This window comes from Haladaptatus pallidirubidus (assembly GCF_020700235.1).
Classification (GTDB): Archaea; Halobacteriota; Halobacteria; order Halobacteriales; family Haladaptataceae; genus Haladaptatus; species Haladaptatus pallidirubidus.
In genome coordinates this window covers 2071377-2094550 of the sequence record NZ_CP085301.1, presented here as the reverse complement: position 1 = coordinate 2094550, position 23174 = coordinate 2071377, and the positions used below count along the sequence as shown (strand labels likewise).

The window sequence follows — 23174 nt, the reverse complement described above, 5'->3', positions numbered from 1 at the left end:
GAATCCAATGTGAATCTGCGCTTCTTGCAGAGTGATTTTATTGGCGCCGGCGATGGATGCCGGCGCAGGAATGAGGTGTTGTGTGATGGAGTTGTGTCGAACCAATGCGTCGGCGAGGTGACTAAAATGCACCAGGTAATTTACGCACTTGTGGAAGCATCGACCGAAGAGACTGCACTGGCATGCGGAAAAGCGGCGTTCGATCGGCTTGTTGGAGCTGGCCCCGACAATGCTGCTATCTTTGATTACTATGTTCTGTTCGATGACGAGCGGTCGTCCGTCGCAGGCAAGTCTCGGTGGGGCGAACTTCCGGTTGTCGCACCAGTCGACTCAGACGACGGCGAAAAACTCTTAGAACGTGGCTGGGAGGCAACCAGGCAAGAGTTCGAACGCAATCTCGAACGGGTAAGAACTGCGGTCAACGAGTTCAGTAACGATGAACTCATGCACGATAAAGATCTCGCCCGACACGCCTGTTACAATCTTGGCGCGTATCGTGGCCCGTCGCTTTACCTATACACCGAGTTCGGCGACGCGATTCGTAATCGTGAACACCTTGAGCATGTGCTCAATGCCGACGAGCAGGTGTGGATTATTCCAGCGGACGTCCATTACTAAGCAAACACTGCGAAGGAATTCTCCTACTCAGCGATTAACCAACAGAGCACCTATATTGCGATAGTGTCGGTTAATCACGGTGCTGTACCAAACACGAAAATCGAGTATCGAGATACTGAATTTTTCACGCCCTAAAGGGAGGGAGGCTCGATTCAGATGAGCAAGCGACCAGAAATATCGGTGCATCGGCAAACGGCTTTCAGCGACGATGGTCAACTTGAAGTCACAGAGACGAACATTGAAACCTCGCTTGAGGACTTCGGCGCGACAGTAGATCATCGCACCCGCGATTCGCGACGTGATCGGCCAACGGTCAGTCAGTTCGGTATCGACGACCGGCCAAAAGTAGAGCAATCTTCTGAGAGTGATCAGTCCACATTGTTCGCGGAGACGGCCGACGATCAGCAAACACTGTCAGGAGATAACGCGAACACCCGTTGTCTGTACCAGGAGTAACCAACAATTTGCTGTTCCTATAGCTGGCGGTGGGTACGTTGCACTCCCGCAGTTTTTTGGCCCCGAAAGGGTGCGGGGCAGTCCGAAGTGGAGTGCCCAGTACGAACTCATGGCAACGAGTGACTTCTCAGCGGTGTCGTTCGACGACTTCGACACCCGACGTGACGAGATGCACAGCACGATCGAACACTGGATCGACGACCTCACTGCCTTGACTGACGAGGCGAGAGCGAGTCAACAGTTCCAAGAGTGGCTAGATGTCCAGTCGAAATTCCATGACTACTCCCATCGGAACACGCTCTTGATCACGCTTCAATGTCCAAATGCGACGAAGGTCGCTGGGTACAACACCTGGCGGACCGAGTTCGACCGCCACGTCAAGGAAGGCGAAAGCGGAATCTGGATCTGGGCGCCGATCATCACAAAGCAGTGTCCCGACTGCGAGAACTCGCCCAAGTACCACGAGCAAAGTGAGTGTGAATATGACGAATTGCCGCCTGAAGCGTGGTCGAAAGGACTGGTCGGATTCAAACCCACGGCTGTTTTCGACGTGTCTCAGACGGAGGGTGAACCACTTCCCAAGCTCGAAACCGAAGCAACCGGAAATGCTGAAAATCTCGTGTCCCCCCTCCAAGATGCAGCTGATGAGCTCGGGGTGACGGTTCGTATCGTCGATGCTGACGACTGGGAACACGGCAAGGCGAAGGGCGTCTGCAAACAGCGGAGTCTGTACGACCTCCAGCCCATCGTCGAAGTGAAAGATCGAGTAAATCAGGCGGGTCTCGCCGTGACGCTCATCCACGAATACGCGCACGCACTGCTGCACTTCGATGTTGACGATGAGTGTGAGCGAGCGAAACGTGAGGTAGAAGCAGAGGCCGTCGCGTACATCGTTGGTCGATACGTTGGGTTGGACACGAGTGGCTCAGCATTCTACCTCGCAGCGTGGCAGGGTGATGATGCGGACATGATTCAAGATCGACTTGGACGAATCCAGACCACGGCAGCGAAGCTTATCGAGGTAGTCGAAACGAGTCGTGAGTAAGTGTAGGACCGTCGAATTCGAGCGCCGAATGCAGCTTTATCACCGAGCCAATGCTCGCTATTCAGGTCGATAATCAGTCAGCCGAATCTTTCCTTCGACTTCGTAGATGTGGCCTCGCATATAGAGGCGTTCAATGATATCTTCGGCCGCGGGCTGCTCTAGACCCTCGTAGTCCTTGAGGATCGCGTACGCTTGCTCGTACGTGAGTTCTCTTTCACTCGGCAGTTCGCTTGCAAGCGCATCGAGCGATTTTTGCGCAAGTGGTGTGAGTGGCGATTGCCGATTCGAAATCATCGATATGCTCAAAGACACTGACTACTGACGTAAATCCTCGGGACACAGCACACGCTCGTCCCGTTGGTGGTCTGATGATGCAAGGGGGAGCACACAGCGTGGCAGGATGGGTAGAGGCACAGAATCCACGCTGTGCGCTGGGTTACGACTGCAGTTCCTTCTTCGAAGGCTATTAATAAAGAGGTCAGCCAACCAGAGCGGAAGTGGTGGTACTGACCACCGCGTTTGTGGTCGGAACGCGTGGTGGTCTGAAGATATCTTGAATGGAGGATGAAAGTCCAGTATAGTTCACTGAAACGACGCCGTAGATAGCACCCAATTGTTTACCGAGACGTAAGCTGTGTCGGGCAGGCTGTTCTCTGACTACATGGTGATCTCTGAACCTACTGGACCCGAGGACTTGTGGGTATTATTTCAGGGATTTTGATTCAGCCCCCATACAATTATGTTGGCTACTCAATTTGGTAGTAGTACTATGAATTCCGATCCTATACGAGCGGTGAGTGAGGATCTGGCTGATGCGCTCGACGCCGAAGAGACAACTCAACGCAATGGGCTTCTCATGATCGCAAGCGAAAATCATGTGAGTCCAGCAGTTATGGCAGCTCAAGGAAGTGTCCTCACTAATCGAAATGCGCTCGGATATCCCGATGACCGGCTCTATCCTGCGTCGCAGGATATCGACACGGTAGAACAACTGGCAATTGATTATGCCAAAGAGCTATGGGGTGCAGATCATGTGAATGTCCAACCGCATTCTGGCTCGCTTGCCAATTTAGCGGTCTATCTTGCCGTGCTTGAACCCAACGATCGCATTCTAGCGCTCGATCCAATTGATGGAGGACACATCACACATGGTGATACGCGTCACATAAGTGGCAAACAACATGAGACAGAGTTCTACCATGCGAACCCCGAGACAGGCCGCGTGGACTATGACGATTTGCAGACCCGTGCAGAAGAATTCGACCCAGATTTGATTATCTCTGGTTACTCTGCGTATCCACGAGAAGTGAATTGGGAGCGTGTGCAAGCAGCTGCTGATGCTGTCGATGCATACCATCTTGCAGATATCGCCCATTTATCCGGACTCATCGCAGCAGATCAACTTGCTTCACCTGTTGGAATTGCGGATTTTGCAACGGGATCGACGTATAAGACCATTCGAGCAGGACGAGGTGGGGTTATTTTGTGTGATGAAATGTATGCTGATGCGATCGATGCAGCGGTGTTCCCTGGCTCTCAGGGTGGCGCTGCGATGCCAATGATCGCTGGGAAAGCTGCTGGGTTCGCTGAAGCCTTGACACCCGAATTTGACTCGTATGCAGAACAATTAGTTACAAATGCACGGACTCTCGCTCAAACTCTCGCTGAAAGAGGGATTCATGTTGTTTCTGGCGGTACTGATACCCATATCGTATTAATCGATCTTCGCCAGTCGCACCCCGATCTCACTGGCTCGGAGGCTGAAGCCAAGCTTGAAGCGGCCGGAATATACGTCACAAAAGCTACTGTCCCTGGTGAGACACGTCCGAACGAGGCGAGTGGGATCCGGATTGGGACACCAGCGCTAACAAGCCGTGGATTTGAGGAAGAGGAGATGAAGAAAGTTGCCGAGCTTATCAACCATGTTCTCAACGATGACGACCTGGAGAACGTTCAAACCGAAATTGCTGTCCTCTGTGAAGAAAATCCGCTGGACGAGTAATCTCAGTCCTCTATCCCACCATTAGGACACTGTTCAGTCTCCTTTCAACCACTGTTCAAGCAATTGTGTGAGTACTGCGGTTGCAGCTTCAACCTCGGAAAATCGGACGAATTCGCGTTCAGAGTGTGCAATTGGCGTTTCGTCATCAGCGATGAGCCCTGGGCCGAATACAACAGTTGGGATATCTGAAGCGAAGAACGCGGCTTCTGTTGCTGCATCAAAGGGTCGAATAGCTGGACGCTCACCAGTTACAGATAAGACATGGTTCTCTAGATCGGTTACAATATCTTCGGTTGGATCGGTTTCAAATGAGTCGAGCGAGGAACCATTATCGTAGAAATCAATATCGAACTCACAAGATAATCCAGCAAGCGCTCCTTCGATCGTTTCGAGCGCCTCTACTCGCGACTCAACTGGAAGCGTCCGATAGTCAACAACGAGGGTGGCAGAGTCAGGCACTTGATTCGGGCGGCTTCCAGCGCGTGCCATAGTTGGAGTAAAACTGTTCGATCCAAGATGGTCGTCTTTCAACTGCGAAAGTGATTCAATGCGGTCGACAGCGTCTGCCATGCAGACTGTTGCGTTTATTCCACTCTCCGGTGTTGCTCCATGCGCAGCTTGCCCGTAAAACGTGAGTTCGAGATCATAATGGCCTCGTGCCATCGGGCAGATATCAAGGCCGGTCGGTTCTCCAACGACGGCTGCATCCGCTTTAACACCCGTCTCAAGGTAGGTCGCAAGGCCACGTTGCGTTGTCTCCTCATCTGGCGAGATGAGTAACTGTACCGTCCCGATTGATGGGTCAATAGTATTAAATGCAGCAATCATTGGTACGAGACAGCCTTTTGCATCGCAAGCACCGCGCCCACGAATGATATCGCCATCTCGTTCGAAAGGCAGATGTGGTGAAACGACATCCATATGTGAATTAAGGATGATTTGTGGTCCAGCGTTGTCTCCTTCTTTCTGGGCACTGATGCACCCCGTCTCGTGTTTTACGGCATTTTCAATCTCCTCGAGGAGATATGATTGAATTTCAGCGATCGATTCATGACTTTCGATCCGTATAAGATCCTCCAAAAGACGATCAATGTCCACGATGGATATTAGTGTTGGATAGATATTCAACATACGGGATAATGAGAAATGGTCCTGTCAGAAGTAGAGTGAGTGGTATATCGGCATTCTTTGGTCACTTCGTTCGTTGAGATAGTTGTTCATAATAGATAGAAAATCGAAGGAATGTGTATCCCATAGAATGATTTTTATAGATCTCTTGTAGAGGTAACGCATATGTGTGAGATGGTAGCATATGCCTGAAGATACGGACACATCAACTGATCGGTGGAATCCAATTCGAACGAATGGCCGCTGGAGTGAGCATCTCCGGACACATGGAACCGTACTCCTGATTGTTGCTATTACGGAGTTGATTGGGACTCAGACCTTCCCACTCGGCCCAGGACAAGTAGTTTTGCTTCCGATGCTCTTCGCAGTCGTGATTGGTATTCTGATTAGTTACAGCGTCCTTGGTCGGTATCTCGAACCGCTTCGGGAAGTCGTCTCCAAGGACGTTAGCAAAATCAGCTCCCCGCTTCTCATTGTGGCACTCATGCCGCTCGGAGTGAAGTATGGCACGTTAGTTGCACCATCGTTTAACGATCTCATCTCTGCTGGTCCCGCATTTCTCCTACAGGAATTGGGAAACCTTGGAACCATCTTCCTTGCATTACCACTTGCTCTCTTTCTCGGGCTCAAACGCGAAGCGATCGGTAGTGCGGTCAGCATTGCTCGTGAACCAACACTGGGTGTGGTTACAGACAAATACGGAATTGACTCGCCAGAGGGACGTGGCGTTCTCGGGACGTACATCACTGGGACTGTCTTAGGAACGATTTTCTTTGGGTTGTTAGGCGGCTTTGCCCCTGCGACCGGACTTCACCCTCTTGCACTCTCGATGGCCTGTGGGATGGGCAGCGCGAGCATGATGACTGCCTGTTCGAGTTCGTTAGCAGAGGCGACGACGTCCGTCCCGAAAGATCAAGTGTTATCGTTTGCAGCAACGAGCAACCTGCTTACTGGCATCACTGGGCTCTATGTCGTCATTTTTGTTGGGCTTCCGCTTATCAACGCTCTCTATGGATTTCTCACCTCAAAATTGGGAGGTGAAAACTGATGGAGCTTGATGAGTTCGCTACCGATTCGTTGAAGATGCTAATCATCGTTGGGGTTATCACGTTGGTTGGCAACAAAATCGGGTACGGAATTGGTATTGGAACGGCACTCCCAGGAATGGTCCTCATTATCGCAATTGGATTTGTCGCGATGCTGCTTGGTCGGTTAGTACCTCTTGAACTGCCCTCGTTTGCCTATGCGATGATCATTGCCTTCGTTCTGGCACTTCCATTTTCGCCCGTGCAGTCAACCGTACTCTCGCTAACAGAGCAGGTTGACTTCTTAGCAACCACAACGCCTATTCTCGCATATGCGGGACTCTCAATCGGACTTCAAACGACGCGTATGAAAGAAGTGAGCTGGAAACTGGTGACAGTAGCTGTCTTCGTTTTTTTCGGAACGTTCTTCGGATCTGCCATCATCGCTCAGATTATACTAACGTTCCAAGGGATTATCTAAAATGCCATCATTATAGTAGACAGATGTATTCTCAGTTCTATATTGAAGCGATTTTTTATGACAACCATACGTTTTTTGTGACCGGTCGGGCAACGTATTCGATAGTGAATGATACGCACAACCGAGCTACTAACACGCAATCCAAGTGATCGGATACAAGTATTGGACGCCGACGGTCACGTTGTTACACCAGAGCTCGTACCCGACCTCGACGATGAGACGTTTATAGCAATATACCGCGATATGCAGTTCTGTCGTCGATTCGATGAGCGCATCATCAGTTTACAGCGACAGGGTCGTCTTGGAACCTACTCGTCACTAGCTGGCCAAGAGGGTGCACAAATCGGCTCGACGTATGCACTGGCCGACGAGGATGTCATCTCATACCAATACCGCGAACACGGCGCTGTTGTCGCACGAGGGTTCCCATGGGAGTACTTACTGTACTGGGCAGGTGATGAACACGGGAACGCAGCACTCGCAGATAAAAACATTCTGCCACTCAATATCACTATTGGAGATCACCTCCCGCACGTGGTCGGGATGGCATGGGCGGCGAAATTAAAAAACGATGACCACGTGACGGTTGCCCACTTCGGTGACGGTGCTACGTCAGAAGGTGATTTCCACGAAGCACTCAATTTCGCTGGCGTGTTTGACGTTCCGGCGGTGTTCATTTGTAACAATAATCAATGGGCCATCTCTGTCCCCACCAAGCGCCAGACGGCCAGTGCAACCTTCGCACAGAAAGCGCATGCCTATGGTTTTGAAGGCGTACAGGTCGATGGCATGGATCCACTTGCGATGTATGCCGTAACGGATGCTGCTCGCAAGAAGGCAACCCAACCAACTGACGGTCGCCCACGGCCGACTCTGATCGAAGCAATTCAATACCGATTCGGCGCACACACGACTGCCGATGACCCCTCGGTGTACCGTGACCAAGCAGACGTCGAACGCTGGCGCCAGCGTGATCCACTGAGTCGGTTTGAATCATTCCTCCGCAACACAGATCGCCTCGACGACGACGAGATCAGCCGTATCGATTCTGAAATCGAGAATACCCTTGCAAATCTGATCGAACCAGTGGAGGAACACGATGCCAATCCGGATGAGATGTTCGATTATACGTTCGCTGAACCGACTGGTCGATTGCGGGATCAACGCGAGTATTTAGACTCACTTCGTACGACGTACGGCGATGAGGCGCTGCTACAAGAGAAATAATCGATCTAAAGGTCGATCTGTTCATATTTGTCTACTTCCCCCAACCAGTATGTGCACGAACATTGCTTCAGCATCCATAAGACCCAATTATCGAAGACGAGAGGAGGAAGACTACTACAATAGAAACGTTGACCAATACCCAAAGATATCAAATAGTGTAATTTGTCGTTGATAGTTATTATCTGACTCGTGTGTTTTCTGCCGATATGCTTCGACCACCGTAGAATTTTATCGTCCCCTGAAGGGTGCGGGGCGGTCCAGATGAAACGTCTCGATGAGTCACGATTTCAATGATACTCAGCGACAGCTATGCGACTGGCTTCGACGAAGATGTACCGAGCGAACCAACTACCCAGTGTCCCAAATGCAACGGCCTAGTCACCACCAACGTAATTGAAACAGTCTGCGAGGACTGTGGCCTCGTCATCCACGAACAACAAATCAATCACAGGCCGGAGTTCGCATGAAAGACCTCCTGACGCAGATCACTGGCCGATCATACAGCACCGTCATCGCCGAGTGTCGGCAGTGTGGAATCACGGTCGAGGTCGAAACGAGCGAGTGTCCGGAATGCAACCACGACGGGATCGCGATTTACTGATTCGATTAAGCGATAGTCGTTGATCTTGGTGTGGCCCGAAGTCAGACGATAGTACAGCGGTATGCGAAACAGATATACGCATTACAAACGAATATTTTGTAAGGAGAACAGACGATGTCGTACGAAGCAACAATCACCAGCAAGGGACAAATCACCATCCCAAAGAAAGTTCGAGAGCGACTCCAGCTCACAGAAGGGCAGAAAGTCCTCTTTCGGTTCGATGAGGACGGTGGAGTTCGAATGATCGGCGTTCCAAATGACCCGATGAACCGTCTCAAAACTGCTCGGAAGCGTGCTGCGCCGCTTGAACTCGACGCAGCGGAGTTGTTAGAGCGAGAACGTCGCGAGTGGAGCAGACACGTGTGATTTATCTCGACTCGTGGGTCTGGCTCGAATATGGTCTTGATGGGACGCTGTCGGATATCGCCGAAGAGATGATTCACGATGCGCGGGACGCTGGTGGCATCGTTTCAACGATCACCTTGACAGAGGTTGATTATATCCTCAATCGCGAGGTGGGGAGTGAAACAGCAGATCTTGTCACGAGTGCGATCGAGGATTTCGAGCAGATCCACGTCGTTCCTGTCACGAGTGAAATCGCATTATACGCATCACGGCTCCGCACGAAATACTATCAGCGCCGCGAGCGCGAGCTGTCGTATGCAGACGCGATTCACCTCGCAACAGCTGTTCTCACCAACTGTGAAACCCTCCAGACGGGAGATAGCGACTTTGAAGATCTCGACGAGCTCGAAACAGTTGTACATCGACCATCTAACTAGATAGTATTCGCGGCAAGTCAGTATCTCTAAGCGCTCGTTTTCGACCGGTCAAAAATAGTTGGGTAATCGACTGATAGACGCGTTTCTCGGCCACTACCAAGACGATTTTGGCGTGACGTAGATTACTGATTGCACTTATTGAACGGCCAACAATCCTGTATTTTGCGACCACAGGGGTGCGATCGATGTGATGACGTTCTCGATAGCACTAATTACAGAGGTGGAACATGAATATCATCGTCTGTTGAGTATACTCTCATATATGGGTTGCACAGAGCGACAGATTGAGGATTGAAGATATACAATCCGGGTTCGATTTTCACACAAGAGTTTCCTAGCGAGCCATTCGTATTCCGAGTATAAAAAGATCTATACCAATAGAAACACAGAGTTTCATGAATCGCAGAGGCATTCGTGCTTCTTCGCGGAGAGGTTAACGACGAAGAGATGCGTCTCAGAAGCGAGCTCATACATTTTCTCGGCACGTTCTTTGGCGGCCAATCCATCCTGGTAGTACGTTTTTGCGCGGTAGTTGCGCCACAAGTCTTTGAGATCTGCAGCGACAGACTCTGATAGAATCCCTCGGATCGCTGCTTCCCGATACACACCCGGATGCGTACCAGGGAGATCCCTGGGTTCGATACCGCTTTCGAGAAGTTTAAACTCGATAACGCGCTCAATCGCGACGAACGATGCTTCAATGACGATTGTGTAAAATCCGCTGTCCAGCAGTATCTCTGCGCCAGCAAGAAGCCGACAAGACTTTCGAAGTTGGAGGATATCTGCACTCTCCGTATCGAGTCCGGCTTCAATATCGGATGGTCTGCGATCGAAGGCTGCTTGTACGTCATCGACGAGCGACTCGATTCGATTACCGCTCATCCACGAGTACCTCCTTTCTGACTTGCTGGAACTCATTCCCGCCGTAAATGGTAATTCCCTCACGGAAGATCTCTCGGAGTTTCGTGCCAGCACGCCGTGCACTCTCTACGGATTCGATATACGATTCAAACTCGTAGCGATCACCGTCGAATTGTTCATCTCCCAGCTCAGCAGCAACCTCTGTGACGATTCGTCGAGCAACAGTTCGATCTCCCTCGACGAGGACGAAGAGATCGATGTCGCTCTTCCGATCTGCTTTGCCCCGTGCAACGCTTCCAAACACAAGGACGCCAATGATGTCCTGGACCTCATCAGTGTCACCGAGAGCATCTTGGATCCGTTGAACATACGTCCGAATCGGTTGATGATATTCTGGTTGTTCGATGGCGAGGATGGGCTCTGACTTCTCTATGTGCTCTGTATCGATGGAAACGTACTTTCGCTGTGTGGTCTCTCGGATCTGAATGATATCCAACTCAGTGAGCAACTCAAGTGCTCGCCAGACGGTTGATCGGGAATAGTCGGTTTCTCGACCAAGTTCTTTTAGTGTGAATTCTGTCTCATGAGCATCAATCAATATGCGAAGAATGTCGTCAGCGGCGCCGAGTCGGAAAATCCTGGAATCGTCGCCCGGATGAATTTGTATACATGCCCTTATACCTCGTTGCTCCTCATCAATCATTGTTCGATCCTATACAACAAGGTATAATAAGCGTTGTGTCATTCGATGAGTTTCCAACGATGAGAAGAGAGATATGACTCTCAGAGACGTTGTTTTCTGCCCCCAAGGGGTGCGGGGCGACTCAGATGTGCCTCGTGGAGCGAGTATGTCCAGTAACAACGTCTTATCCCACCTGACGTTCACGAACCGAGTTGCAAAGCGCGCCCAGTACGAAGCCCTCGAATTTTCACTCACGAGGGGTGTTTGCGTTCGCAATACCAGTCACGCAAATCCAGCTGATCACGAATATCTCGTCATCGTTTGTGAGGGAATACCGATCGCGTGCGAGTGCCCTGCGGACGACCGCTACTACGGTGCGTGCAAGCATCGAGTTGGCATTGCGATTCGAACGCCACTTCTGCAGGCAGCGACTGATCATTCCCTTGTTGCAGACGGTGGCACACAAATCGAATAAGAACCTGAAATCCGTACAGACAACAGCAACATGGACCACTTGGCGGACTGTGAGTGTGATGGCCTGGATGACTTTCCGTGGTGGCTGTGTGGGGGAACCAGGCGTCGAGAACTGACCGACGTTCCAGAATTTGGACCCGGCCTATCCGAGTTGGTCGAGGTCGTCACTCACCTGTTTTTGGTTTGTGATTGTAGCCTCGAATGTTCGGACGGTGCGCATTGGATTTTGTCTTCAGTTGTTTATCATCCAGTGCGAATCGCACCGTCCGTATGTTCGGACTTGGATCTGCATGACCAGACTACGAGTAGAGGACTCATATTTGTTCGGCGAGCTTATTGGCAGTATACAAGTGCTCGCGAGACCAACCTTCGTTCGATGCATGTACGATGTCACTTCTTCGGGCCGCTCCGAGAGGTGGTCGGCAAGAAGACCGTCGAACGCGAGGTTGCCCCGAAGACGACAGTTGATTATCTCCTCACGACGGTCGCTGACGACCATCCTGGACTCGAAGATTTGCTATTCGAGAACGAGGAGCTACGGGAATCGATGACGGTCACTCGGAACGGCACGCATGTAATCTACCAAAATGGGCCAGACACGGAACTAGAAACAGATGACGACATCCGCGTTACCCCATCGATTCAAGGTGGGTGATTAGTCGTCTGCGGTCACAAAGCCATCGACGTTGCTCTCGGGGACAGTTCCGTTATCATTCCAGCCCCGCAGCTCATAGTACTCCTGGATCGATTCCTGTAGATCCGGCAGATCATAGGGAAGACGGTCCTCATCCGCATCCATGCCGCGTTGATTGTTGAAGTGTCGCTCGAGTTCAATCACCCGCGAGCCCACCGTGAGCAACTCGTCATACTCGGCCTCAAAGATTGTCTCCTTTTGTTCTTTGGTGAAGTAGTCGCCCGAGAACGCACAGAAGATTCCACTATCACGGATTGCGTGATGGTTTTCTTGTTCGATGAGGACTTCCGCCTTGCCGGCAGTTCCTTCGGGGTTGATCTCACCATCGTACTCGAGACCGAGCATCGTCGAGTACATATGGTCGGCGCCGCGGTTCGCGACAGCGTATGAAAGACCCTGTCCGTGGATAGCACGGCCGTCGTGGGCTGCAAATTCCATGCCTTTTACCGTGAAGTTCTCCACACCAAGCTCATCGTGGGCCCGATTGACACCTTCTGCGAGTAAATCTCCCTCATCATTCCGGTAGGCGATCTTTTCAACCAATTCGTGAACACGTTCGGCGTTGCCGAATTCATCGTGGGCCGCGAGGTACGCAGCGACACTATTGCCACATGAAATGGTATCCATCCCATAGATGTCACATAGCTCATTGGACTGCATCACGTCGACGATGTCGCCGATACCGCAGTTCGACCCGAACGAGAACACCGTCTCGAACTCTGGACCCTCGGTCACAATGCCGCGATCCTCGTCCTTAGTTGGAAGCTTACAGGCGAATGCACAAACCGAGCAGGCTTCCTTTTTGAATTTTTTCTCCTCAACGGCATCTCCACCGATGTCCTCGACGTGTTCAAAAGATTGCTCGGAGAAGTACCGCGTCGGCAGTGAGAAGTTATCGTTAATGAACTCCGTCCCTGAAGTGGTTCCCTGTCGCTTCATCATATCGTCGGTGGTCGCTGCCTCCCTATGAAGCTTTGATTGGACGTCTTCATCGATCTCAACAGGCGGCTCTGAATCGCCACGGAAGGATATTGTCTTAACGTTTTTAGAACCGAGGACGGCACCGAGACCGCCGCGGCCGAACGCTCGGCTGTCATAGGTTATCGGACACGCGAACCGGACGAGATTCTCACCGGCAGGACCAATAGTGACGAGATTTTCACTCTGGAGTTTGTGGCGCTCGTTCATCGCGTCGGTGACTTCAGGCACGGTCGCTTGTGCAAGATCGGGAACTTCCTCGAACTCAACGCCCTCGTCAGTGATATGAATCGCGAGCAACTCATCGCTCGCGCCGATGATCTCGACGACGCTGTGGCCGGATCTGACAAAATTCCGCGAGAGGTAGCCGCCCGCGTTGGTAGACAGCAACCCATCGGTCAGTGGTGACAGCCCAGTCATATTCATCCGCCCGGTGAAACTCATCTGAGACTGCTGGAGCGGACCGGCCGAAATGTATACGCGGTTCTTCGGACCAAGCGGATCAGCGTCAAATGGGATGCGATCGTGGGCGAGTTTTGTTGCAATTCCTCGACCGCCGATGAACTGTGAGAGGACGCCCCCGATGTCGGTCGTCGATGTGGATCGATCGCTCACGTCGATGGTGAGGAGGGATCCTTTCGCGTGAAGCATTGCAAGATATAACGAACCACTATGACAAAAAATCATAGGTCGCCGTCTTTGATGCGAGATCACTGCAGATTTAGGCTCGATTATTCGAAGTGCATCTTCCGAAGTGCAGGGTGACCAACCACGTAAAATCACCAATATTGAAGAAATTACTAATAAAAATAATATAGCAACACGGATAGATGATTGAGTATTTTTATTAACCGAATAGTGCTTGGCATGGTCGCATATTACGGGGATCTCGAAGCCGAGTACAGTTATCTCGTCACTATTTATGTTAAGATGCTAATCTCCGCAATTGTCCTACGAATGACCACTATGATAGAGCATGCAAACATCATTTTGGTGTCAAAAAACAGACGCCATTACGACAGGCAACTGCAGATCACACTCTTGAACACCACAGTGAAACGCAGGCAGAAAGAGCGCAGATCCACAATGTGGTAAACAGCGACACTGGCCAACTGTCAGACTGCGAGTGTGATGGGCTTGGTGGCTTTCCCTGTTGGCCTTATATGCAATCCGGTCGTCGAGATTTCTCGAAGGAGTAGCGCGAATCAGGTGTGAATCTGTGCTTCTCGCAGGAGGATTTTATTGGCGCCGGCGATAGGTGCCGGCGCACAACTGAAGTGTTGCAGGATGTCGCTGTGTCGAACCAATGCGTCGGTGAGGTGATCGATATGCATCAGGTAATTTACGCACTCGTAGAAGCATCGACAGAAGATACTGCACTTGCATGCGGAAAAGCGGCGCTTGACCGGCTTGTCGGCGCTGGTCCCGACAACGCTGCTATCTTTGACTACTATGTCACGTTTGACGACGAGAGATCGTTCGTTGCAGGGAAGGCTCGATGGGGCGAACTCCCGGTCGTCGCACCAGTCGACTCTGACGAAGGAACAGAACTCTTAGAGCGTGGCTGGGAGGCAACCAAACAGGAGTTCGAACGGAATCTTGAGCGGGTGAGAACGGCAGTCACCGAGTTCAGTGATGACGAGCTCATGCACGACAAAGATCTCGCCCGCCACGCCTGCTACAATCTTGGGACGTATCGTGGTCCGTCGCTCTACCTATACACTGAATTTGGCGACGCGATTCGTAATCGTGAACACCTTGAGCATGTACTGAATGCCGACGAGCAGGTGTGGATCGTCCCGGCGGACGTCCACTACTGAGTGAGCTCACGAATTTTTCGCACTCAGTAATTTACTAACACTGCTCACAATACAGGAGCTATGTTGATTAATCTGAGTGCTGTATCAAGTACGAAATTCGAACAACGAGAGAATTTTTTGATGCATAAGGGCTACGAGACGACAGGGTCCCGCCGAAGATTCGATGTCGATTCTTGAATTTGCAGAGCCAGCAAGCAATAATACTGGAAAATTCACGTAGACGGATGACAGCGGAGTACGTTGCATTCATCCACCATGTTCCATGCGCCACCGACGCATTGTACATAGGACTTCGCTCTGGAGTTCAAGCAGATTGTACGTACCATCAACAACAGTTCACTGCCCTTGATTTGCCCATTAGGATGCTCGATACCGATTTCCGCTATCAGGATTACGACGGGAGTTAGGTAGCTAACTCAGTGAAGAGACTACCGACACTGCCGCAAACACAATTCTCATTGGGTAAAAGAGTAGACTAAACGTGTGTTGCGCTCAATCCGCCGGAGAATGTTCTCTGTCGCAAATCCCCGTGAAGTATGGCTCATCACAGTCGCCCACGCGGTCAATGAGTTCTATAGCGTCGCACTTCCACCAATTCTCCCATTATTGGTGAACGACTTCGCTATTTCCTATGGAGAAGCAGGAGCACTGCTCACGGTCTTTTTCGCCACATACTCGATCTTTCAGTTACCCGCGGGTGTCCTTGCAGATCGGATCGGCCAGCGATGGCTCCTTGCAGTCGGGATGGTCGTGTTAGCCGCAGGCATTCTCGTTGCTGCTGGAGCGCAGAACTATTGGACCCTTGTGGTCGCCGAAATCATTGCTGGCGTCGGCGGGAGCACCTACCATCCATCTGGGATGTCACTGATTAGTGACCTGGAGAATGATGATACCGAGGGGAAAGCCATGGGAATACACGGTTTCGGTGGCGTCGTGGGAACTGCTCTCGCCCCGGCCCTTGTCGGCGGCCTTGCCGCACTTGTTGACTGGCGACTTGCCCTCACAGTCAGCGCAGCCGTTGGTATTACCTATGCATTGGTATTCCTGACCTTGTTTCCCGATATCGGTTCCACTGAGGACACGCGTGCGATAGAATCTGACGGGGGAACTGATACGAATAAGGTCTCTGAGAAGACTACAGACGACTCAACGAGGCGATGGTCGAATCCGACCACGTTTATCTCAGTACCACTCGAGCGATGGGTTGCGGTATTGTTTCTTGCCAATCTTGCTATTGCGACCGAAATTGGCGCAGTTCGTACGTTCATCACCTCGTATCTCGTCGAACACATGGGACTGGCCGCCACTGTCGCCAACGGAATTTTCTTCATGATGCTTGTTGGTGCGGGTATCTCCTCGCTCGGTGCCGGTACTCTCGCAGATGCCGTAGATCGGCAGACACTCGGAGTTGTAGCGATGGGGATATCGACGGTTATCTTGGGCGCAACTGTCCTCATTCCACCAATACCGATTGCACTGTTCATATGGTTCTTTTTACTTGGCATTGTAATGTGGGCGGCTCTCCCAACGATGAATGCGATCACCTCGGAGTATTCCGAGCGATCGTTCAGTGGAAGCCTCTTCGGTGTAATGCTCACAGCGGGTTCGCTTGGCGGAGCGGTGGGACCGCTGCTATTCGGAGTCGTTGCCGAGCAGTTCGGCATGGGCATGGCATTTCCCTTTGTAGCCAGTGTGAGTACAGTCGGCACCGTCGCTTTTCTCGCGATGCGGTATGTATGATAGGACAAAATGCATTCCTGTAATAATCTATTGTCTATTTATGAGCCATAAAGTATAACATCCGCTACACTGGTGCGTTAGATATTAACAATGACACAGTGCAGAAATCAGTTATTCAACCGCACGTCACTGCCAAACGCAGAGCAACTCGCTAGAAACGAGGAATCCCAAGTTCAAACTGAAATCAACGCATTCGAAGACTTTCTGGACCGACTCAAAGAGATTCCACCACACTCCTATCGGGCTGATGGTGGTTCGCTCCATGGGCCAGTTCAATCTCGATCACAATCTTCACACAAGTTCTTAGGTGCGGTTCAAGAGGCCTACCGTGAAACTGTCCTTGCCGTAGACCATTGGGAGGACGAATATGGAGAGAAAACCGCCCTCGAAAGTATCAAAAATGAATTCGGACCCGAGGTCGCAGCCGGCCTGGCAGGTGGATCAGCAACGTGGTCACAACCATTGCGGGATCAACTTAACCGTGCGAGTGAGGAGGCTATCGAAACCCGCCAGCAATCATACTCGTTGATAACAAAAGAACGGCAGCGACTCAAGGAACTCCACAGTGTGCTTGCTGAAATTGATGAGGAGTTGAGTGCGATCGAACAACGTGAGTTCGCTTTTAATGAGTGCAGCGATCGACTCACGTCGATTCAACAGCATCTTGATGAGCTGACACACGATCAGCAATCGTATTTGCGCCAGCGCAAGCGATCGAATGAGAAACTGTTTACAACGTATCTCTATGCCGACCTCGACACCGAGTATCCAGGGTTGGCAGCCATCGCGACAACTCGCCAGCTACTTGATCGCATCAAACTTCGTCATTGGGCAAGCGCGAACTGATGTTTTGTCAGGAGTAACGAACCTTCGAATGGGTAATCGATTTTGCGATTATGACTGCGACCGATCTACTACCAACCAGTGTAATCGGTCACGGTCGATCCCACGTCGTAACGGATCACGAAATGTCGAATTCTACGGTTTCAGTCGGTTTACAGGTAGGGCACGGCTGTTCGGTTGTGTTGAGTGACGTCCCCAATGGCGACACTCGAGAATAACAGTTTCATCCAGAGAGAGCCACTACCGCACTATACCAGGGAGCGCCATCTCATCTGTCCTCTCTGACCCAACGCAATAAAAAATGTGTCCTCTCTCAATCTTATATCAAATCCACGGTGTGACAGAGTCGAAAGTAGCGTCTCAACAATTAGCCTGACTCAAACGACTCCATGGTCTTTTCGGCCCCCAAGGGGTGCGGGGCGCTCGATAGAAGCGTCCGTGTTCGAACATCAATGGCTCAGAGTACCACTTCTGCGGTGTCGTTCGACGAATCCGACACCCGACACAACGTGATGTACAGCACGACTGAACACTGGATCGATGACCTCACTGCGTTGACTGACAAGGCGAGAGCGACTCAACAGTTCCAGGACTGGTTGGAAGTTCAATCCAAATTCCACGATTACTCCTATCGAAACACGCTCTTGATCACACTCCAGTGTCCGAACGCGACGAAGGTCGCTGGGTACAACACCTGGCGGACCGAGTTCGACCGCCACGTCAAGGAAGGCGAAAGCGGAATCTGGATCTGGGCGCCGATCATCACAAAGCAGTGTCCCGACTGCGAGAACTCGCCCAAGTACCACGAGCAAAGTGAGTGTGAATATGACGAATTGCCGCCTGAAGCGTGGTCGAAAGGACTGGTCGGATTCAAACCCACTGCCGTCTTCGATATCTCTCAGACGGAGGGCGAGTCACTTCCCGAGCTCGAGACCGAAGCAACTGGGGATGCTGAAAATCTCGTGCCCACCCTCCAAGATGCAGCTGATGATCTCGGTGTGGTGGTTCGTATCGTCGACGCTGACGACTGGGAACACGGCAAGGCGAAGGGCGTCTGCAAACAGTGGAGTCTGTACGAACTCCAGCCAATCGTGGAGGTGAAAGATCGGGTAAATCAGGCGGATCTCGCTGTGACACTGATCCACGAATACGCTCATGCACTGCTACACTTCGATGTTGACGATGAGTGTGAGCGATCGAAACGTGAGGTAGAAGCAGAGGCCGTCGCGTACATCGTTGGTCGATACGTTGGGTTGGACACGAGTGGCTCAGCATTCTACCTCGCAGCGTGGCAGGGTGATGATGCGGACATGATTCAAGATCGGCTTGGACGAATGCGGACGACGGCAGCGGAGATTATCGAGGTAGTCGAAACGAGACGTGAGTAAGTCAGAAGCTGCCAATCTGAGCGCCGAATGTGGCTTTACCACTGAGACTGTCCTCGCTATTCAGGTCGGTAATCCGTCAGCCGAATCTTTCCTTCAACTTCGTAGATGTGGCCCCGCATGTAGAGACGTTCGATGATATCTTCGGCAGCGGGCTGCTCAAGCTCCTCCTGTTTTTCAAGGATCGCGTACGCTTGCTCGTGTGTGAGTTCTCCCTCACTCGGCAGTCCGCGTGCGAGTGCATCGAGTGCGTCTTGCGCAAGTGGTGTGAGTGGTGATCGCCGATTCGAAATCATATATATAAATAGGAACAATGACTACCAACGTAAATCCTCGGGACAAACTGCACGCACCCGTTATTGATCTGATGATGCAAGGGGGGTACACGGCGTAGCAGGATGGGTAAGGGCACTGGAACCACGCCGTGCTGGGTTATAGCGACTGAAGTCCTTCTTCGAAGGCGGCGAATAAAGAGGTCAGCCAACCAGAGCGGAAGTGCAAGAAGAACACACGTGAGTGCTATATTTGTCAATTGATGACCTCGAGATGGGGTTTGCCGTCGAGAACGAACCGACAGCTGCATTTGAAGATGTTAGTCGAACGGTGGAACTCTCGGGAGACGCGGACGTCCAAGTCGACCTGTGCGAAGAGCAAAGCGTCGGGAGGCTCCAGTTGTCAGGAGCGATACGTGACAGAGCAGAACAAATCTACATAGGAGCGTCCGTCCGAGCGTTCACACTCACAAAGAAATATGTTCCTGTTGAAGGGTGTTGCAGGGCGTGATTACGACCCAGATGATATGATGATCCGTACAGATATCTCGTTCGAAACAGTGCGTGAGAAATGCTCGCGAGCTGAGCTGCTTGCTATGCGGTGGCGCCACGAATTGGGGCACGGCAATGGGAAGCCGACGGACTCGGACGTATCGAAATCGATCCAGAGGTAGATCGCGATGACGAAGACTACCTTGAAGCAATTCAGTTCACGGTGGATGTGGAAGCCGACGCGAGCGGCGAGATGCTGCAGGCCGTCGTGAGTCGCGCGAACGCCCTCTGCCACGTCCACGATGCGGTTAGGGAGGAACTCCACGCGGACGTCAGTATTCGCGGTGACGCCTTCTGAGAACGGCAGAAGAAGACGGAAAAGCGTGGGTGGTCACACCTCCCCAGAGGCAAGCGTGGGTTCAAGGAGGGTTTGAATTATTATAATTATATATAAGATTACAATCATAATTGTTAATGGCCGATGAGGCAACTATAATATGGACAATGGTAGCAATTGACATCGAAACGCAAAACGGGCAAAAAGAAGCGTTACGTCGGATGCTAACTATTCGGGCATTCGACACGAAAGCGGGCGAGCTGTTCGGTGACGGGGAACTCCCGGGATTCGTACACCTCTACATCGGCGAGGAGGCGGTTGGCGTCGGTGCGTGTTCGGCGCTGGAAGAGGACGACTACATCACAAGTACGCACCGAGGCCACGGCCACTGTATCGCGAAAGGACTCGAATTAGAGGAGATGATGTCCGAGTTGTACGGCAAAGCGAACGGCTACTGTAACGGCAAAGGTGGTTCGATGCACATCGCGGACGTGGACGCGGGCATGTTGGGTGCGAATGGCATCGTCGGCGCCGGGCCGCCGCTTGCTACGGGTGCCGCTCTCACCTCACAGCTCAAAGGGGAAGATACCGTCGCATTGGCGTTTTTCGGCGACGGTGCCGTCGCACAGGGGCAGATTCACGAAGCCATCAACCTCGCCGCGACATGGGATCTTCCGGCGATATTCCTGGTTGAAAACAACCAATTCGGCGAGGGGACACCGGTTGAAAAACAGCACAACCTCCAGAACCTGAGTGAGACAGCGGAGGCGTACAACATTCCCGGATTCACGGTGGATGGGATGGACGTCACAGCTGTCTATGAAGCGGTGAAAGAAGCTCGCAAACGTGCGCTCGAACGGGACGGGCCGACGTTCATCGAAGCGGACACCTACCGCTATCGCGGTCACTTCGAAGGCGACCAACAACCGTACCGAACCGATGAGGACATCGCAATTTGGAAGGAGAATGACGCGATAGAGCGGTTCAGAGAACGGCTCATCGACGCCGGAACCATCACCGAATCGGAGTTCGACAAGATGGAATCGGAAATCAGCGAACAAGTAGAAGCAGCGGCAGAGACGGCCAAGGAAGCAGATTACCCAGACCCGAGTGAGGCATACGACGACATGTTCAACACGAGCGTACCCGAGATAAACGACTTTGCACAACAGATGCGAACCGACGGAGGTGAGAACCGATGAGTACCGAGAGCATGCCCTCTTCAGGACCGTCGGACACCGAGGAGATGACAGTTCGGGAGGCGATTCGCCTTGCGATGCGGGAGGAACTGACCAATGACGAGGATGTTTTCGTCATCGGCGAGGACGTCGGCGAGTTTGGCGGCGTCTTCGAAGTGACGAGCGGCCTCGTGGACGAATTCGGCGAGGACCGGGTTCGGGACACGCCGATAAGCGAAGCCGGATTCATGGGCGCGGCGGTCGGTGCCGCGGCGACTGGAACGCGGCCCGTCGTCGAAATCATGTTCGCAGACTTCCTCGGCGTCTGCTCGGAGCAGATAATCAACCAAATGGCGAAAAACCGCTACATGTTCGGCGGTAAGACCGAGATGCCAGTAACGGTTCGAACGACCGAGGGCGGCGGAATGGGTGCCGCGAGTCAGCATTCCGGCACGCTGCACACGTGGTTCGCACACTTCCCGGGCATCATCGCTGTCGCTCCTGGAACACCGCGGGCCGCGAAAGGCCTGTTGAAGTCGGCTATCCGTTCCGACGACCCGGTATTCGTCTTCGAGAACAAGGCGATGTACGAACAGACGGGCGATGTTCCACTTGACGAAGATTTCACCATCCCACTCGGGACGGCGAACGTCGAACGCAAGGGCGACGACGTGACCGTCGTCGCGACGCAACGGTTGGTCGGCGAATCGCTCGAACTCGCGAACGAACTCGCGGGCGAGACGAGCGTTGAGGTCATCGACCTCAGGTCGCTTTACCCACTCGACACTGACACGCTCGTCGAGAGCGTGGACAAGACGGGCCGTCTCGTTATCGCCGACGAAAGCCCACTCTCGTACGGAACCCACGCGGAAATCGCGACGCGCGTCATGGAGAACGCGTTCTTCAGCCTCGATGCGCCGATTCAGCGCGTTGGCGTCGCGGACGTACACATTCCGTTTAGTCCGACGTTGGAGGAGGAAGTCCTGCCGGACGCCGACGACGTGAAAGCGGCCATCAACCGCGTCGTATAAGTGTCCCCAACAGTGGGATTCATCGTCAACCCGGTCGCCGGCCGCGACATCCGACGACTGACGGGCGGTGCGAGCGTTAGTAGCAACTACGCGAAGCGCCGGACGGCAACCTGCGTCCTCGAAGGGCTGACGATGACAGACAACGCCGAGGTACTTGTCATGCCGGACAACGCCGGCCTCGCTGATCGAATCGTAGACGACGCACCGGAGAACTTAACGGTCGATCTGCTGAACATGACGGTCACGGCGTCCGGTGAAGACACACGTAACGCGGCGGAACGGTTCTCGAACGCCGCCGATGCCGTGGTCGTGCTCGGCGGCGACGGCACTAGTCGCGACGTCGCCCACGGAATCGGGGACGTTCCCGTCGTGAGCATTTCAACCGGAACGAACAACGTAGTACCCACCGCGGTCGATGGAACCGTCGCGGGTATCGCCACGGGACTCATCGCAAGCAAAGCAGTATCTGCCGATGAGACGACGGTTCGGCACGGAACTGTCAAAGCGGTTGTCGACGATGAGAGTGGCGAACGCCACATTCGAGGGCTCGCGACCCTCGGGGTTCTGGATCAGCAGTTCGTCGGAACCCGAGCCATTCTCGACCCGGAGGACGTCATCGGCGGCGTTGTCTCGCGGGCGTCACCAAACGAAATCGGACTTTCCGGCATCGCCGGTGGACTCGCGACTTGCCGTCCCGACGAACCCGGCGGTGTCGGCTTTCGACTGGGGAATACCAGCAAACCGCAACAGGTAGTACACGCGGTCACCGTGCCAGGCGTCCTCTCACATATCCCTGTCGAGGAGTACCGCGTACTCGACGACGGCGAAGCGTTCGCGTTCGACGTCACTACCGGCGTCGTCAGCGCCGACGGCGAACGCGAACTAGAAGTCCGTAATGCATTTGTCCGATTGCGGCCCGTAGATGACGGTCCACGACTCGTCCAAATCAATGCGGTGATAGAACGCGCCGCAGAAAAGGGGCTGTTCCGCACGGGGTGACGCGATTTCCGAAAGGAAACCTG

At 52.6% G+C, this 23174-nt stretch carries 25 protein-coding genes and 2 pseudogenes; 21 read left to right on the top strand and 6 right to left on the bottom strand.

The features are described 5' to 3' along the window. Positions 1–126: 126 nt before the first annotated feature. From LIX15_RS11375 to LIX15_RS11365, 3 genes are all read left to right on the top strand, one after another. A complete protein-coding gene (locus tag LIX15_RS11375) occupies positions 127–618 on the top strand; it encodes a DUF7995 family protein (RefSeq protein WP_227773309.1) in 492 nt (163 codons plus the stop codon). A gap of 156 nt (positions 619–774) precedes the next feature. Next, positions 775–1074: a hypothetical protein gene (locus LIX15_RS11370; RefSeq protein WP_227773308.1), complete on the top strand. Its 300-nt coding sequence runs from the start codon at positions 775–777 to the stop codon at positions 1072–1074. Between the two features lie 109 nt (positions 1075–1183). Further along, the gene (locus LIX15_RS11365) at positions 1184–2119 is read left to right on the top strand and encodes an ArdC-like ssDNA-binding domain-containing protein (RefSeq protein WP_227773307.1); all 936 of its coding nucleotides are present in this window, start codon (positions 1184–1186) and stop codon (positions 2117–2119) included. A 57-nt stretch (positions 2120–2176) separates the two neighbouring features. Here the strand turns inward: LIX15_RS11365 and LIX15_RS11360 are convergent, their stop codons facing one another. After that, positions 2177–2413, bottom strand: coding sequence for a hypothetical protein (locus tag LIX15_RS11360; protein ID WP_227773306.1), 237 nt, complete (start codon positions 2411–2413; stop codon positions 2177–2179). A 475-nt stretch (positions 2414–2888) separates the two neighbouring features. Here LIX15_RS11360 and glyA point away from each other — a divergent pair, with 475 nt between their 5' ends. Next, positions 2889–4121, top strand: coding sequence for a serine hydroxymethyltransferase (glyA, locus tag LIX15_RS11355; protein ID WP_227773305.1), 1233 nt, complete (start codon positions 2889–2891; stop codon positions 4119–4121). Between the two features lie 33 nt (positions 4122–4154). On the opposite strand, the gene LIX15_RS11350 is transcribed toward glyA, so the two are convergent. Then, entirely contained in the window at positions 4155–5252 is a 1098-nt protein-coding gene (locus LIX15_RS11350) for a M20/M25/M40 family metallo-hydrolase (protein WP_227773304.1), read from the bottom strand. A gap of 181 nt (positions 5253–5433) precedes the next feature. Between LIX15_RS11350 and LIX15_RS11345 the strand changes: the two genes are divergently transcribed. From LIX15_RS11345 to LIX15_RS11315, 7 genes and pseudogenes are all read left to right on the top strand, one after another. Continuing rightward, positions 5434–6297 (top strand): DUF3100 domain-containing protein, encoded by an 864-nt coding sequence (locus LIX15_RS11345; protein WP_227773303.1) that lies wholly within the window; start codon positions 5434–5436, stop codon positions 6295–6297. Then, positions 6297–6755, top strand: a complete 459-nt coding sequence (locus LIX15_RS11340) for a hypothetical protein (RefSeq protein ID WP_227773302.1) — start codon at positions 6297–6299, stop codon at positions 6753–6755. The genes LIX15_RS11345 and LIX15_RS11340 overlap by 1 nt, the downstream gene beginning before the upstream one ends. Positions 6756–6863: 108 nt before the next feature. Then, a complete protein-coding gene (gene pdhA, locus LIX15_RS11335) occupies positions 6864–7982 on the top strand; it encodes a pyruvate dehydrogenase (acetyl-transferring) E1 component subunit alpha (protein ID WP_227773301.1) in 1119 nt (372 codons plus the stop codon). A 290-nt stretch (positions 7983–8272) separates the two neighbouring features. Further along, positions 8273–8443 (top strand): annotated as a pseudogene (locus tag LIX15_RS11330) (TFIIB-type zinc ribbon-containing protein); the annotation flags it as partial. 2 nt (positions 8444–8445) lie between these two features. Further along, entirely contained in the window at positions 8446–8583 is a 138-nt protein-coding gene (locus tag LIX15_RS11325) for a hypothetical protein (protein WP_227773299.1), read from the top strand. Between the two features lie 114 nt (positions 8584–8697). Next, positions 8698–8949, top strand: a complete 252-nt coding sequence (locus tag LIX15_RS11320) for an AbrB/MazE/SpoVT family DNA-binding domain-containing protein (RefSeq protein ID WP_227773298.1) — start codon at positions 8698–8700, stop codon at positions 8947–8949. Next, on the top strand, positions 8931–9365 hold the full coding sequence (locus LIX15_RS11315) for a PIN domain-containing protein (protein ID WP_227773297.1): 435 nt from the start codon (positions 8931–8933) through the stop codon (positions 9363–9365). The genes LIX15_RS11320 and LIX15_RS11315 overlap by 19 nt, the downstream gene beginning before the upstream one ends. 393 nt (positions 9366–9758) lie before the next feature. On the opposite strand, the gene LIX15_RS11310 is transcribed toward LIX15_RS11315, so the two are convergent. Both LIX15_RS11310 and LIX15_RS11305 read right to left on the bottom strand, forming a co-directional pair. After that, positions 9759–10247 (bottom strand): DUF8154 family protein, encoded by a 489-nt coding sequence (locus tag LIX15_RS11310; protein WP_227773296.1) that lies wholly within the window; start codon positions 10245–10247, stop codon positions 9759–9761. Further along, entirely contained in the window at positions 10237–10929 is a 693-nt protein-coding gene (locus LIX15_RS11305) for a nucleotidyltransferase domain-containing protein (protein WP_227773295.1), read from the bottom strand. Before LIX15_RS11305 ends, LIX15_RS11310 begins: the two co-directional genes overlap by 11 nt. 145 nt (positions 10930–11074) lie before the next feature. Between LIX15_RS11305 and LIX15_RS11300 the strand changes: the two genes are divergently transcribed. Both LIX15_RS11300 and LIX15_RS11295 read left to right on the top strand, forming a co-directional pair. Beyond that, a complete protein-coding gene (locus tag LIX15_RS11300; protein WP_227773294.1) occupies positions 11075–11383 on the top strand; it encodes a hypothetical protein in 309 nt (102 codons plus the stop codon). A gap of 375 nt (positions 11384–11758) precedes the next feature. Further along, positions 11759–12037 carry a ubiquitin-like small modifier protein 1 gene (locus LIX15_RS11295; RefSeq protein WP_227773293.1) on the top strand — a complete coding sequence of 93 codons (279 nt, stop codon included), beginning with the start codon at positions 11759–11761 and terminating at the stop codon, positions 12035–12037. Here the strand turns inward: LIX15_RS11295 and LIX15_RS11290 are convergent, their stop codons facing one another. After that, positions 12038–13705: an aldehyde ferredoxin oxidoreductase family protein gene (locus tag LIX15_RS11290; protein ID WP_227773292.1), complete on the bottom strand. Its 1668-nt coding sequence runs from the start codon at positions 13703–13705 to the stop codon at positions 12038–12040. It lies immediately after the preceding gene. A 677-nt stretch (positions 13706–14382) separates the two neighbouring features. Between LIX15_RS11290 and LIX15_RS11285 the strand changes: the two genes are divergently transcribed. The 4 genes from LIX15_RS11285 (at position 14383) to LIX15_RS11270 (ending at position 18845) form a co-directional block, all read left to right on the top strand. Beyond that, a complete protein-coding gene (locus LIX15_RS11285; protein ID WP_227773291.1) occupies positions 14383–14874 on the top strand; it encodes a DUF7995 family protein in 492 nt (163 codons plus the stop codon). 507 nt (positions 14875–15381) lie between these two features. Continuing rightward, positions 15382–16614 carry an MFS transporter gene (locus LIX15_RS11280; RefSeq protein ID WP_227773290.1) on the top strand — a complete coding sequence of 411 codons (1233 nt, stop codon included), beginning with the start codon at positions 15382–15384 and terminating at the stop codon, positions 16612–16614. Positions 16615–16704: 90 nt separating this feature from the next. Beyond that, a complete protein-coding gene (locus LIX15_RS11275; protein WP_227773289.1) occupies positions 16705–17460 on the top strand; it encodes a DUF7260 family protein in 756 nt (251 codons plus the stop codon). Positions 17461–17909: 449 nt separating this feature from the next. Continuing rightward, a complete protein-coding gene (locus LIX15_RS11270; protein ID WP_227773288.1) occupies positions 17910–18845 on the top strand; it encodes an ArdC-like ssDNA-binding domain-containing protein in 936 nt (311 codons plus the stop codon). Positions 18846–18901: 56 nt separating this feature from the next. Here the strand turns inward: LIX15_RS11270 and LIX15_RS11265 are convergent, their stop codons facing one another. Next, entirely contained in the window at positions 18902–19138 is a 237-nt protein-coding gene (locus tag LIX15_RS11265) for a hypothetical protein (RefSeq protein WP_227773287.1), read from the bottom strand. Between the two features lie 574 nt (positions 19139–19712). Between LIX15_RS11265 and LIX15_RS11260 the strand changes: the two are divergent. From LIX15_RS11260 to LIX15_RS11245, 4 genes and pseudogenes are all read left to right on the top strand, one after another. Beyond that, positions 19713–19964, top strand: a pseudogene (locus LIX15_RS11260) (OsmC family protein); the annotation flags it as partial. Positions 19965–20110: 146 nt separating this feature from the next. Then, complete coding sequence (locus tag LIX15_RS11255; RefSeq protein ID WP_227773285.1) at positions 20111–21145, top strand: thiamine pyrophosphate-dependent dehydrogenase E1 component subunit alpha; 1035 nt, start codon at positions 20111–20113, stop codon at positions 21143–21145. Beyond that, positions 21142–22152 (top strand): alpha-ketoacid dehydrogenase subunit beta, encoded by a 1011-nt coding sequence (locus LIX15_RS11250; protein ID WP_227773284.1) that lies wholly within the window; start codon positions 21142–21144, stop codon positions 22150–22152. Before LIX15_RS11255 ends, LIX15_RS11250 begins: the two co-directional genes overlap by 4 nt. Then, complete coding sequence (locus tag LIX15_RS11245) at positions 22153–23151, top strand: NAD(+)/NADH kinase (RefSeq protein ID WP_227773283.1); 999 nt, start codon at positions 22153–22155, stop codon at positions 23149–23151. Positions 23152–23174: the final 23 nt, after the last annotated feature.